The sequence below is a fragment of the Aerococcaceae bacterium zg-252 genome, assembly GCA_016237705.1.
GTDB classification, from domain to species: Bacteria; Bacillota; Bacilli; order Lactobacillales; family Aerococcaceae; genus Globicatella; species Globicatella yangjingiae.
The window spans coordinates 1444205-1458294 of the sequence record CP066204.1; the positions used below are offsets into that span (position 1 = coordinate 1444205).

General features: G+C 36.5%; 15 protein-coding genes. 5 read left to right on the top strand and 10 right to left on the bottom strand.

Annotated features, from left to right (window positions below; translation table 11 throughout):
- Nucleotides 1-9 precede the first annotated feature (9 nt).
- The gene (locus JDW14_06720; GenBank protein QQD65018.1) at nucleotides 10-1461 is read right to left on the bottom strand and encodes a hypothetical protein; all 1452 of its coding nucleotides are present in this window, start codon (nucleotides 1459-1461) and stop codon (nucleotides 10-12) included.
- Nucleotides 1445-2722: an AI-2E family transporter gene (locus JDW14_06725; protein ID QQD65019.1), complete on the bottom strand. Its 1278-nt coding sequence runs from the start codon at nucleotides 2720-2722 to the stop codon at nucleotides 1445-1447. Before JDW14_06725 ends, JDW14_06720 begins: the two co-directional genes overlap by 17 nt.
- 213 nt (nucleotides 2723-2935) lie before the next feature.
- Between JDW14_06725 and JDW14_06730 the strand changes: the two genes are divergently transcribed.
- From JDW14_06730 to JDW14_06750, 5 genes are all read left to right on the top strand, one after another.
- Complete coding sequence (locus tag JDW14_06730) at nucleotides 2936-3964, top strand: lactonase family protein (GenBank protein ID QQD65020.1); 1029 nt, start codon at nucleotides 2936-2938, stop codon at nucleotides 3962-3964.
- Between the two features lie 65 nt (nucleotides 3965-4029).
- Nucleotides 4030-4806: a threonine/serine exporter family protein gene (locus JDW14_06735; GenBank protein ID QQD65021.1), complete on the top strand. Its 777-nt coding sequence runs from the start codon at nucleotides 4030-4032 to the stop codon at nucleotides 4804-4806.
- The gene (locus JDW14_06740; GenBank protein ID QQD66523.1) at nucleotides 4806-5234 is read left to right on the top strand and encodes a threonine/serine exporter family protein; all 429 of its coding nucleotides are present in this window, start codon (nucleotides 4806-4808) and stop codon (nucleotides 5232-5234) included. The genes JDW14_06735 and JDW14_06740 overlap by 1 nt, the downstream gene beginning before the upstream one ends.
- A gap of 10 nt (nucleotides 5235-5244) precedes the next feature.
- Nucleotides 5245-5490, top strand: coding sequence for a DUF1858 domain-containing protein (locus JDW14_06745; GenBank protein ID QQD65022.1), 246 nt, complete (start codon nucleotides 5245-5247; stop codon nucleotides 5488-5490).
- Entirely contained in the window at nucleotides 5483-6796 is a 1314-nt protein-coding gene (locus JDW14_06750; protein QQD65023.1) for a DUF438 domain-containing protein, read from the top strand. The genes JDW14_06745 and JDW14_06750 overlap by 8 nt, the downstream gene beginning before the upstream one ends.
- A gap of 90 nt (nucleotides 6797-6886) precedes the next feature.
- On the opposite strand, the gene JDW14_06755 is transcribed toward JDW14_06750, so the two are convergent.
- The 8 genes from JDW14_06755 to JDW14_06790 all read right to left on the bottom strand — a co-directional run bounded on the left by JDW14_06755 (nucleotide 6887) and on the right by JDW14_06790 (nucleotide 14076).
- Nucleotides 6887-7801: a dihydrodipicolinate synthase family protein gene (locus tag JDW14_06755; protein ID QQD65024.1), complete on the bottom strand. Its 915-nt coding sequence runs from the start codon at nucleotides 7799-7801 to the stop codon at nucleotides 6887-6889.
- Nucleotides 7794-8789 carry an acetylxylan esterase gene (locus JDW14_06760; GenBank protein ID QQD65025.1) on the bottom strand — a complete coding sequence of 332 codons (996 nt, stop codon included), beginning with the start codon at nucleotides 8787-8789 and terminating at the stop codon, nucleotides 7794-7796. Before JDW14_06760 ends, JDW14_06755 begins: the two co-directional genes overlap by 8 nt.
- 75 nt (nucleotides 8790-8864) lie before the next feature.
- The gene (locus JDW14_06765) at nucleotides 8865-9194 is read right to left on the bottom strand and encodes a hypothetical protein (GenBank protein ID QQD65026.1); all 330 of its coding nucleotides are present in this window, start codon (nucleotides 9192-9194) and stop codon (nucleotides 8865-8867) included.
- Nucleotides 9195-9261: 67 nt separating this feature from the next.
- Nucleotides 9262-9960: an N-acetylmannosamine-6-phosphate 2-epimerase gene (locus JDW14_06770; protein QQD65027.1), complete on the bottom strand. Its 699-nt coding sequence runs from the start codon at nucleotides 9958-9960 to the stop codon at nucleotides 9262-9264.
- Nucleotides 9960-10793, bottom strand: a complete 834-nt coding sequence (locus JDW14_06775; GenBank protein QQD65028.1) for a carbohydrate ABC transporter permease — start codon at nucleotides 10791-10793, stop codon at nucleotides 9960-9962. The genes JDW14_06770 and JDW14_06775 overlap by 1 nt, the downstream gene beginning before the upstream one ends.
- A 12-nt stretch (nucleotides 10794-10805) precedes the next feature.
- Nucleotides 10806-11687, bottom strand: coding sequence for a sugar ABC transporter permease (locus JDW14_06780; GenBank protein QQD65029.1), 882 nt, complete (start codon nucleotides 11685-11687; stop codon nucleotides 10806-10808).
- Between the two features lie 239 nt (nucleotides 11688-11926).
- Nucleotides 11927-13252: an extracellular solute-binding protein gene (locus JDW14_06785; GenBank protein ID QQD65030.1), complete on the bottom strand. Its 1326-nt coding sequence runs from the start codon at nucleotides 13250-13252 to the stop codon at nucleotides 11927-11929.
- Nucleotides 13249-14076: a MurR/RpiR family transcriptional regulator gene (locus JDW14_06790; GenBank protein ID QQD65031.1), complete on the bottom strand. Its 828-nt coding sequence runs from the start codon at nucleotides 14074-14076 to the stop codon at nucleotides 13249-13251. Before JDW14_06790 ends, JDW14_06785 begins: the two co-directional genes overlap by 4 nt.
- Nucleotides 14077-14090: the final 14 nt, after the last annotated feature.

The following is a 14090-nucleotide window of genomic DNA, read 5'->3' on the forward strand; positions in this document are numbered from 1 at the left end:
TTCTTCGTATTATTGAGCTGATGTGGTTTCTTCCATAGTAGTTGTTTCACTTGTTGGTGACATTTCTTCTAATTTTGATACAACCTCTAATTTGTCATCAATAAATTGTTTTAGCACAGGCACCCAACCAAATTGCGCAGTATACACCGTTTCGCTATCGGCTGCCAATGTCGTCGTTTCATCTTCTGAAATAAATTCTTCTACCTGTTCAACATTGTTATTTTGATTATTCACAGCTGTGTCGTCAACTTCTGATTTGACCGGTGATAATAGAATATTTAACAAGATTTCTTTATTTTGCCAATTTTGCTGATATGTTTTCTTGTCGAGTGCAAATGATTTAATAATAGTTGTAGACTGCCATGGTTCTAAACGCTGGCCATATAATTGATTAATTAGCACATAATCACTATTGATAACATTATTATTAATCGTTAGCATCACTTGACTATCCACTGGTAACAGGACTTTCTCCGTCCGATTTACCACTTCCATTTCGACTGACACAATCACTTGCCCATTTGGAAAATATTGGAACGATTCCTCATGATGTTCTTTTGGAGCAAAATCAGATACTTCAATCCGTTTCAAATTGAATGTGACCCCATTATCCGTCACCGTCATATCCAAGTTTTCATCGGCAAGTACATTTTTCGTGCCCCACCACTCTGCCGTCACACGGTCTTGAATGTGTGTCGCATTTTCGAGTAATTCTGCCTCAACTTTTTCGTTCAGTGGTAAAAACAATGGTAATTCAGAACCTAAGTCATTCGCCTCTAAGCCGACAATCGCATCATTTGATGCAACCGGTGGTACAACCGTCAAGTAAAGCGAACCTAGCGCTTTAGCTTTCTCTAAATCATCTTTTGACAAAGCAAAAGCAAGATAACCCTCCACCGTCGAACCAGCTGCCATTTCACCTTTTCCATTATTTAGTAAAATCTTTTGTAAATTACCAGATTCCATTGGATATAAAAATTGACTTGCATAATGTGCTACCGGTGCGTCAGCATAAGTTAAACGCAATTCATCAATTGGAAAATAAAATAATGTTTTCGTTGTATTGGTGATAGCCACATTAATAAGAACAATCGCCCCACCATCCTTAGATAATCCAGAAATCGTCTCATCAGATGACGCTTCAAAGACGACCATTTGCTTAACAGTTAAATCAAAGCCTGCTTGCGAATGTAAAATCGGTTGCTTCAAACGGTATAGTTCTGATTGAACATCAAGCTTTTCGATTGCTTTTATTGCTTGTTCCACTTCCATTTGCTCCGGTACAAAACGAATATCAACCACTTGTGATGTTTCATCATCTGCATTAGTAGTAATACTTTGCGTCGTCGATACCTCAGCCTTCTTTTCTATAAATGATTGATACTGATTACTAATACGACTACAACCCGAAATTAATAAGGAAGTCATCAAAATTAACATCAGTTTATTCGACTGTTTCATCCGTATTCCCTTCATTTTCTATTTCATTATTTGCTTCATTAACTGAGTGCTCTGGAGCCTCAGTTGCCAACACCAGTTTTTGATACTGATACAAATATTGGTCATCATCACCATAAGCATCGCTTGATTCACGATACCATGAATAAATTTCAGTAGCAATTACTTTTATCACCGCATACATCGGCACTCCAATAATGACACCAACCACTCCGAATAATTTTCCGGAACCTAATAAAATAAATAAAATGGTTACTGGGTGCACTTTTAAACTATTTCCTAATACTTGTGGTGAAATAAACCGTCCTTCAATGGTTTGTTCTACAATCATCACAATCACTACTTTCAATAACATTATCGGTGAAGTGATTAAGCCAACAATAATAGCCGGTATAACTGCAATGATTGACCCTAAAAATGGAATAATATTTAAAATTCCAGCTAAAATAGCTAATGTAATCCCATATTCTAATCCGATAATTGCATAGCCAATCGCAAACATGATAGCGACACAAATCGCAACAATAATTTGACCACGAATATATTGCGATACTTGGTAATTTCCTTGATATAGCATACGACTAACTGACTGACGATATTTCGTTGGTACATAGTAGAGTAATTTTTTCGGAATACGCTCACCGTCAACTAATAAATAATATAAAATAATCGGAATGGTAATCAATCCTGTTACTGCCGAAATCACCGTTCCTAAAATATTTCCGATTCCCCCAAATGTAGAAGACACAATCGGATTTAAGCGTGCCGTCAAATTATCAAGCGAAAAATTATCTAATAAAGGTTGTAAATCAAAATCTTTAAATAGTTTTTCCAATGAAAATGGCAAATTATGAATCATTGACATCAATGTTTTATAATAAACCGGTGAATTTTCAACAAATGATTTCGTTTGATTTTGCACAATCGGTACAATTGACCCGATACTCAAACTAATCGCTAAAATCAAAAGAATAAAAATTCCAAAAACCGAAATGGTTTTATCGACCCCTTGTCGCTCCAATGAATTAACCACTGGTGCAAATAAATAATATAACACCGCACTAGTTACAACTGGAAATCCAAAGAGACTGACAACACTTTGTAATGGTGCAAATAAATAAGCAATTTTGGTAAAAATAAAAATAATTATTAAAATTAATAGCACAATCAGCAAACTACTGACTAATTTATTATTTAAAATAACTTCCCAAAACACTGGCTTTTTACCCAATGGCTTGGTTTCAAACTCACGTTTTTGAGGCATTCTATACTCCCCCACTTCTTTTGTCATTATGTATATTTTAGCACAATTCACAACTATTTACTTCATAATTCACTTTACAGAACGATAACAAATTACAGCTCTGACGCTCATCTTTCATTTAAAAACGAAGTAAAATAACTCGCTTCCCAGTAAATTTCCCAATTTTTCAACAATCCATGTTATACTATTCTTAAAAACTAATGGAGGTACCATATGGCTGAAACATTTTTACTAGGTGGATATACAAAACGAACTAACACAGGAATTTCAAGCATTCAATTCGATGAAACAACTCAAACTTTTTCAAATTTCCAAGCGATTGCACCATTAAACAATCCAACATGGGTTACATTATCAAGCAATCAAACTTATTTATTTGCGATTGATAAAGAAGAACTTGGGGGACTCGCTGTATTCAAAAAAGATAGTAACCAAGAATATGCACGTCTAACTGCTTGTCACGCAACCGATGTGCCTGGCTGCCATATTAGTTATCATGAACCAAGTGGTGCTGTCTATGTTTCCAATTATCACCAGGGTAGTGTCGATATTTACCGCTTTAATGATGAAACATTAACTTTTGTTGAGCAAGTAAAACATAGTGGTAGCAGTGTCCATGCAAATCAACAATCGCCACACGTCCATATGACACATTTTAATGCAGATGAAACACAATTATATGTCTGCGACTTAGGTACTGACGAAGTAGTGTTGTACAATATTTTACCAAATGGAACATTGGAAAAAGAATTTGTGGCAAATGTCCCAGCGGGAACAGGTCCACGACACATTACATTCCATCCAACATTAGCGATTGCCTATGTTATCGGTGAATTAGCCAATACCGTATCTGTCTTTACAGTGGCTAACAATGGTCACTTGAACTTAATTCAAACTGTGACAACAACACCAGACGCTTTTGCAGCAACATCAGCTGGTGCTGCCATTCGTGTCACACAAGACGGAAACTATTTATATACTTCAACTCGTTTCTATAATATTATTACGGCTTACAAAATCGAAACAGATGGCACATTAAGCATGTTACAACAAATCGAAACAGGTGGCGAAATCCCACGTGATTTCATTTTAAATGCTAGCGAAACTTATTTATTAATACCACATCAAGATACAGATAATATTACAGTGCTGAAACGTGATGCACAAACTGGATTATTAACACAAACTGATATCACTGCGACTGCTCCAGAATGTGTCAATATCGTCCCTATAATGCCATAAATTTCAGTATCAGTGCGATAAGCATTAACGTTTATCGTACAATAAACAAGGGAGAATCTAGTTAAATGAATACCCAATACAAAAAATATGCAGATGTGGCAGCATTAGCCGGACGCATTATGCTCGAAAGCCATGCTGAAAGCTATCGTGTAGAAGATACGGTACGGCGGATTATGCAGACCAGTGGTTTAAACATTACCGAAGTGGTATCGACAACGACTGGTTTATATATGACACTCGATGATACCAACCCGGAAATTACGCCGATTACACAAGTTCGCCGGATTACAGAGCGTGGCAATCATTTGCGAAAAATATATCATGTTAATAATGTTTCACGTCAATTAACAGCTGGACACATTTCAATTGATGAAGCAAAACAAAAGCTAGAATATATCGATGAATCAGAATACACAGCTTACAGTAAAGATATGGCGATTATTCTTATGGTAGTTGCTTTTACTTTACTACTCGGGGGTAGCTGGCTCGAAATGTTAATTTCTATTATTGCTGGAGCGATTGTCGCTCTATCACGAATTGGACGTGAACTTACTGGAATGAATCACTTGATGTTTGGAACATTTGCCACTGCCTTAACAGCGTTTATCATTCCGATTGTGCTATCATTTATTCCACAATCGCTCAATAGTGATATTATTATTATCAGTGCTTTGATGCCCCTATATCCTGGAACTGCCTTTATGAATGGTATTCGTGATACCTTGAAAGGCGACTATAATTCTGGTCTGGCTCGTATCGCAGATGCACTCGTTATCGCAGTCAGTTTAGCGATTGGAGTAGCGATTGGCTTATCGCTATCATCGGGGGTGATTGGCGCATGATGACCTTATTACTACAAGGCATTGCTGCTTATGTGATTACCGTTACGGCTGCAATGCTAGTTGAAGCACCTAAATCCTTAATTTTTAAAACTGGCTTTTGTGGAGCAATTGGTTACATCGTCTACTACTTAATTTTACCGTATATGAATAGCATCAGTGCCACTCTTGTAGCCTGTATTGTCATTTCAATGACCGGTCAATTATTCGCTAGATTATTTAAAGCACCCGTTACTATCTTCTATATTCCGAGTTTTTTTACCTTAGTACCTGGGGCTGCCATTTATCGTACTGCTTTTTATTTAATTCAAGGAGATAGCGAAAAAATGGGCTATCACTTTATTCAAACACTACTCATTGCCGGTGCTATCGCCTTGAGTGTCTTTATTGTCGATTCTTTTATAGAAATCTACCACCATTTCAAACGATAGGAGCAAATATATGTCAATGAACACGATTGATTTATCACAAAATGTGCATCAAACGATACAAGAACACCCCGAGATTAAGCCATTATTGATTGAACTAGGGTTTAAACTACTTGCTAATCCCCTACTATTCAATACAGTTGCACGAAAAACTAGCATTAAACAAGGGGCAAAACTTATTGGTTTATCTCTCAAAGACATTCAACAGCAATTGGAATGGAATGGGTATGAAGTGATTGGAGTGCAAGACGATGAGTGAACGGATTGAAGTTTTAAAAAATATTTTATTAGATTTACATCATGGTGCAACACCTGAATCTGTTCAAGCTCAATTTGACGAACACTTTACCGGAGTCAGTGCAATCGAAATTTCAATGATGGAACATGAATTGATGAGCAGTGACACAGGAATTACCTTCGAAGATGTGATGAAATTATGCAATGTCCATGCCAATTTATTTAAAAATGCCGTACAAGAAGTCGGTGTAGCAGATAGCGAGCAAGCTGGACACCCAGTCCATACCTTTCGCATGGAAAATATGGCATTACGTTCTGCTATATTGCGTATCAAGCGTCTGCTTGCTGCTGTCCAAGCACAACCTAATGTAGAAGACGGATTACTCGCCGGACTTAAACGTCAATATGAGTTACTCGGGCAATTCAAACGTCATTATAGTCGCAAAGAATATGTGATGTTTCCGATTATGGAACGTTACGGTCATGATGCACCACCAAAAGTAATGTGGGGAGTTGACGACCAAATTCGTGATTTATATGACAAAGCCTATGCTGACTTATTGGATTTTCCAAATATTCCGATTACACAAGTGATTGAAAGCTTTGAAATATTTGAACATGAATTTTTGGAGATGATTTTTAAAGAAGAGTCAATTTTGCTAATGATATTACTCGAAACTTTTTCGCAAGATGATTGGTTAGCAATCGCTAAAGATAGTGAACAATACGGCTATGCGATTATTAAGCCAGAAAAAGAATGGGTGCCAGAACGAGTGGATTTTACTCAAGCACAACCGTCTTTAAGCGTTGAAACGGACATTGCTAACAAGGAACAAATCATCGAAACAGAACAAGGAACGCTAACGATTAAATGGGAACCAAAAACTGATGCACCACAATTAAATGACCCACATCAGTTATTACCTTTTGGTCATGGGCATCTAAGTTTGCATCAAGCCAATTTAATTTTAAATCATTTACCAATTGAGCTAACCTTTGTCAACAAAGATGATATTTTCCAGTATTATAATAATCATGTTCCATTTGAAGAAATGATATTCAAACGTAATCCAAGCCAAGTAGGACGTAATGTTGAATTATGTCACCCACCCAAATTGATTGAACGTGTTAAAAAAGTCATCAGCTTATTACGCTCTGGTGAACGTGATAAAGTCACCATGTGGTTTAAACGTGACGAACAATTCGTCCATGTCACCTATATGGCAGTACGAAATGATAACGGAGAATTTGAAGGTGTACTCGAACTCGTACAAGACATACAACCCTATTTTGACTTAGACAATGAAATGAATCGAGAAATAACATAACAAAAGTGGACACACCTGAAACGAGATAAGTCATTTCAGGTGTGTCCACTCTTTTTTCGTTCGCCTGAGCAGCCACGCTCTCACCATGTTCTAGTTACAATATTTAGCTCGTGCATCTTGAATCATTTGATGTGCTTTATCAATGATTGGTGTATCTGCTTCGGTTACTTGTGCTAATGGACCACGTACGTGACCGATATTCAATCCTTCACGTTTTAAAATAGTTTTCATTACATCATACAAATTACCTTGGCATTGAACCATAGTGAAAATAATTTCTGTAATTTTCATCTGAATTTCTTGCGCAAGTACCAAGTTATCGTTTCTAAATGCAGCATCTGCAGCTAAAAATAGTTCTGGCATTACACCATATGTACCACCGATACCACCTTGAGCACCCATCGCACGTCCACCGATAAATTGCTCATCTGGACCATTAAAGACAATCACTTCACGATTTGCTTCTAAGCAGAATGTTAAAATGTCTAAAACTGGCATTGAAGAATTTTTCACACCGATAACATGTGGGTTTTCCAACATTTTTTTGTATAATCCAGTTGATAACGCATATCCTGTCGTTTGAGGAATATTATAAATGATGAAATCAGTTTGTCCTGCCTCAATCATTGCATTCCAATATGCTTCAATTGACGCTTCTGGTAAACGGAAGTAAATTGGTGGAATTGCTGCTAATGCATCAACGCCTAAACTAGCCGCGTGTTTTGCTAATTCAACACTATCACGTGTTGACGGTGCTGCTACATGGGCAATAATTGTCATTTTACCACCGACAGCTGCCATAACATTTTCTAATACTAATTTACGTTCTTCAACATTTTGGTAAATACATTCACCTGAAGAACCACCAACATATAACCCTTTAACGCCTACTTCTAAATAGTGTTTAGCTAATTGTTGAATACACTCTGGGCTAATGTTGCCCTCTTCATCATAACATGCATAAAATGCTGGGATAATACCTTGATATTTTGCCAATTTACTCATAATTAAATAATCCTTTCGTTTTAGACACTTCAATGTCTGTTGATACTAACCAATTAAATACCACGTCATTTACTAAGACATTTAAGGCTTCATGTGAATACTCACGTAATACATGAACTTCTTTTTCGGATTCAATGCGATTGTAAATGGCGAACTGTGTCGACGGTGGACACACATCATCTTGTAAACTCACATGCATTTGTACAGGTACTTTAATGCGATGCGCTAAGTTTTTCACATCAATATACGCTAATGTATCTAACAATTGCGCTTCTGTTTCATGATATGGGTCAAAGAATTTAAAGTAACGGAACAATTCATTGTATGCTTCTTGTTTGTCACCTAATTCCAATACACGTGCATAATCTGATAAAAACGGATAAATCGTTGCAACACGTGTAATCTTCGGATTCAAAGCACCTGTTACCACTGCTAAGGCACCACCTTGTGATGCACCATAACTCATTAAAGTGTCTTCATCTGCCCAATCCAATTGTGCGATGATATTCACTAATTGATAACAATCTAAGTAAACATCTTTAAAGAACAATTTATCACGACCTTCGATTGCACCACGAATAATTTGCCCCTTAACAGTATTTCCTTTGACTTGCAATTGGTCAATTGAACGACCAGATTGACCACGCACGTCCATGCAAACAACAGCAAAACCAGCCGCTACATAGTTTAAACATTGTGACCAGTCTGGACTTGAGCCTTGATAGCCATGGAAGTAAAATAACACCGGCACTTTTTCTTGACTAGACGGTTTTACCACTTTCGCAAATACTTTTCCTCCATTAGTACCGTCAAACCATAATTCAAAGCATTCGCAATTTGGAATTGCAAACGACTTTGGAATCAATTGATAGGCTGGTAATTCAGCTACTTTCGCTAATTCATTGTCCCAAAACTCATCGAAGTCTGCTGGAACTTCTCTTTTACCACGATACCGATACATATCGTCAAGCGTCATTGTATCGAACATATAAACACCTCTTTGCATTTATAAAACTTTTTATTGCCAACATTTACTCAATTGATACATCTCGTAAATATTAGTTCATTTTGATAATGGTCCTTCTTCATTTTGAATCGGAGAGTCATGCAAAGGCTGACCACGCCGAATGAGCCATAGTACAATATTGAACACGACACTCGCTGCAACAATCGGCATATAAACAAAGAATACACTCGTCAAAAATTGATCTCCAGTAAATTGTTTCAAATACAGCATTAGCATTAATGCAATGACACCAAAAGCGTTAATGATTAATGGCGCTGTAAAATAACGTTTTGCTACACGATTAATAATCACTGTTGCCATAATTGATAAACCCATATAGAAAATTCCATAATAGAACCAACCAATAATTAACTGTCCTAATGACATTTCATGACCTCCTTTTCTTAAAAATTTTCGTACACTTTGCTTAAAGCATCGTACCTTATAGACAACTCTATGCTTCTGGAACTACTGCCATAAAGCGTCTTGCGATTTCCAATGGACGAGTAATCGCACCACCTACCACAGCCGTATGAATTCCTTGTTCAAATGCTTTAGCTAAATCTTCTGGCGAATGAATTTTTCCCTCTGCAACAATCGGAACATTCGTTTGTTCCACTAGTTGCTTCATCAATTCGAAATTCGGCCCTTTTGATTGTCCTTCTGTATACGATGTATAACCATTCATTGTTGTCCCAATCAAATCAAAGCCTAATTCTGCAGCATTTAAGCCCTCTTCTAAATTCGAAATATCTGCCATTAATAATTGTTCTGGATATTTCGCTTTAATGGCTTGCACAAATTCATTGACCGTTGAGCCGTCACCTCGCTGACGTAATGTCGCATCTAAAGCGATAATGTCACTACCAGCTTCAACTAAAGCATCTACCTCATCCATTGTAGCAGTAATATAAGAATCATATCCTTCATAATTCTTCTTAATGATACCAATCACAGGTACATCAAAAGCTTCTTTAATTTGCTTAATATCTGTAATACCTTGTGCTCGAATCGCCACAGCACCTGCTTCAAGTGCTGCTTTTGCCATTAACACCATAATACCACCTTCTGGACGATATAATGGCTCGCCTGGTAATGCTTGGCATGAAATAATTAATTTACCTTTTATTTGTTCAATTAAAGGATGTACCATTAGCCCTTCACCGCCCCTACAGTAATACCTTGTGCGAAGAAGCTTTGGAACATTAAGAACACAATAATCATCGGTAATGACGCTACTAACGCCCCAGCCATTAATAAACCATAGTTCAATGAGAACTCAGCTTGTTGTGCCATTGATGCCAAACCTAATGGTAAAGTTTTCATCGCTTCAGAGTTCGTGAATACTAATTGTGAGAAGTAATCGTTCCAACTTGAAATGAACGTAAAGATTGCTAACGCACCGATACCTGGTTTTACAATTGGTAATACAATATTGACGAATTTTTTGATTTCTCCACAACCATCAATATCAGCAGATTCCAATAATGAATCTGGAACTGAATGTGAGAACTGTTTCATCAAGAAAATACCGAATGGCCAACCAACAGCAGGTAAAATCAATGCACGATATGTATCCATTAATTGCATTTCAGTAATCAAACGTAATAATGGAATTAAGATTACTTGTTTTGGCAATGCCATTGCACCAATAAAAATGGCGAATAATAGTTTCACACCTGGGAAATGTTTCTTAGCTAGAGCATAACCAGCTAATGACGCAGTTGCACAAACTAAAACCGTAGTCGCTAATGACACAAACACTGAGTTAAAGAACCATCTTGCAGTTAATGGCACTAATAATTGTCGAAAGTTATCGAGCGTTGGTGAAGTAGGAAACCATTGCGGTGGCAAAGCAATCGCTACATCTTGTAATTTAAACGCCCCTGTCGCAATCCAATAAAATGGAAAGATGAAAAAGATTGTTAAAGCTGATAACAATGTAAAAGATAAAATATTATATAATCCAAATTTTTTAAATTCCATAATTGTTACCTCCTAATCAATATCGCGGTTCAAGTATTTGAATTGTAAAGTAGAAATTACCGCAATAATTGCTGCTAAAACAACACCCATTGCACTCGCTTTACCATAATCTTGAATCTTGATTCCTGTTTCATATACTAAATACATAACGGTTGAAGTCGCATAATTAGGCCCACCTGCCGTCATCAATTGAATTAACGCAAAAATTTGGAAACTATTAATTGTCGTTGTTACAACGATATATAATGTCGTTGGAATAATTAATGGCCAAATAATATTTTTAAAAATCACCCAGTTTGATGCTCCATCAATTTTAGCTGACTCTATCAATTCAACAGGCACATTCCCCAATGCAGCGATATATAAAATAATCGGTTGACCAATACTTGTTGTAATTAAAACGATAATAATTGCATAAATTGCAGTTGCTGAATTTCCCAACCATTGTACATTTCCGTTAACAACATGCATTGATTTTAAAACATAATTTAAAATCCCAAAGTCTGGGTTATAAATCCATAACCATACTACCGTAATTGAAACAACAGATGATACTGCTGGTAAGTAAAATACTCCACGGAAGAAACTTCGAACAGCAGCTGATTTATTATAAATATTGATGGCAATAAAAAGTGATAGTACAACAACAATCGGTACGGCGATTGCTACGATAAACATGGTATTACCCATTGAACGTAAAAATACATTATCAGATAGTAATTTGACGTAATTTTCAAGACCTACAAATAATTGTCTGCGCCCACGAAAACGAAACAGTGACATATGCATCCCTTTTAACATTGGATAAAGGACAAAGGTCACAAAGAATATCATCGACGGAGCAATAAATAGGTACCCACTCAAATCATACTTACGTTTTAAACGATTTAACATGTATACTCAACTCCTTATATCATTTTTAAGAGAAAAAAGCCCAAATTCATTCGTCGACAAATACACGATTTCGATAAAACAAGATGAGTAACAACTCTGCACCAACACAATCGTTGTAGCAAGGAATTTACGAGTGATATTAATCTCAACGATTAGTGCAATCTCTGTTAACTCATCTTATTTTAATGTCAATCTTACGTCAGTCTAGAATGAATTTGAGCTCTCAATTCATCTATTTATTATTGTTTTAATAATGCAGCTTCTTCTTCATAGATTTCAGTTGCTTCTTTTACGAAAGCATCTAATGCTTCTTTTACATCTTTAGTATCGCCAGATAATACACCTTGTAATAATGGGAACCATAATGGACGCATTCTAGCATATCCAGGGATAGTATTGTAGTATGCACCGAAGTGAGCACTTAATTTTTCAGCAAATGCTAACTCTTCATCATCATACAATCCAGTTTCATCTTTCTTAGCAGAGAAGTTACCTGTTGCTTTTAATGTACGAATACCCCATTCTTCATCGTTAATCATGAAGTCAACGAATTGTTGAGCAGCTTTAACTTTAGCTTCATCACCATTGTCAAATACTGCTGGACCAGCTACTAAATATTCATATTTAGGTGCTTTGTCAACGTTAGGGAATGGTAAGAAACGAGCAGTTAAGCCTTCAGCATCTTTCCATTGAGCTAATAAACCAGGACTTGCTAAAATTGTTAAAGCAGCTTTACCAGATTTGAAGTATTCTAAAGCATCTTTAGCTTCTAAGGCAGCACCTTGTCCGATAATTCCTTTAGGTGCTTGCTCTTGAATCCATTCCATAGCTTTAACACCAGCTTCGTTGTTAATTGTGTATTCTGTTACTTCATCATTTGTAATCCATGATCCGAATAAGTTTGAAACAAATGCACGTGGACCTTGGTCCCCAGCAGCTGATTTAGAGTAAAGTACAGTCGGAATCATTTCTGAATCTTTTTCTTGCACTGCTTCTAAGAATTTTTGGAATTCATCAACAGTCCAGTTACGATCTTCTGAATTAAGTGGTAATAAATCAGTAACACCTAATTTATCTGTTACTTCAGTGTTAACTGCCATTAAGAATGGTGCAATACCTTGTGGATATAAGTATAATTGACCGTCGAATGAGCTTGCTTTAACTGCTGATTCATTTAATGTAGCAGTATCTACATCTGAGAATGGTGCTAAGTATCCTTTACTTGCCCAGTCAATAACACGACCTGGTGCATCATAAATAACATCTGGGTTTGTTTGTGATTGTAATGCAGTTTCTACTTTAGCAGGACCGTCAGTGAAGTCTAATTTTTGATACTCTACTTTGATGTTAGGATATTTAGCTTCAAATGCAGCGATTAAAGCTTTGTCATATTCTTCTGGTGTTTTGAATTCGCTATCACTTGTAAAGTTAGGGAAGTTCCAGAATTTAATTGTTACTTGGTCTTCAGCATGAGCAATTGCTGGAGCAAATTGAGCTGTAATACCTGATAATAAAGAAGCTGACATTGCTAAAGCAACTAATTTTTTAAATTTATTCAATTTCATGATGTTAAATCCTCCGTAAAATTAGTATTTTGTAAAATTTCTTGAACCGTTGTCTTCATTTTTGTTGCATAAGTTTGATTTTCTAATAAATTAAGTGTAATCACATCGACCAAATAGAAAAATGGCAATTGTGTGTTTGCAAACTGATCATTATTAACAAAACGACTACTATGCACAAATAAAATCTCGTCTGATAATTTTGTAATTGTACTACCTTTAATACTTGTGATACTAATGGTTGTTGCTTTATTTTGTTTGGCATTCTTTAATGCATGAATCACTTCCTTCGTTTCCCCTGAATTACTGAACCCTATGACGACATCACCTGCTTGCGTAATCGCACTTCCGATAATCATCATATGAGAGTCTGATTCTCCAATCGCATTCAATCCCATTCGAGATAGACGAATCGCAAATTCCTTTGCCGTAAGCCCTGAACTTCCCATGCCATAAATGACAATCCGATTGGCATTCATCAACAAATCAATCACACGACTAATCTGCTCTTCATCAAGAAGTTCTGCTGTCCGTCCGATGACACGATTGTAATACTGTAATACCGTATGAAATTCATCCAATTCTTTCGTATCCACTACCGGATTAGCACTAGCTTGTAGTTCCATCTTTAATTCGACAAAACTTTCGCAGCCAATCTTGCGACAGAATCGTGTAATCGTAGCTGCCGATGTTCCGATTGAACTGGATAAATCATGGATACTAATATTTTTTAACTGATGCTGTTCTTGAAGCAAATAAGTAGCAATTAAACGCTCTTTTGGCGAAAAATTTACGAAGTTCGCTTCAATCTTTTTAACCAAATTCATTGATGCATCCCCTC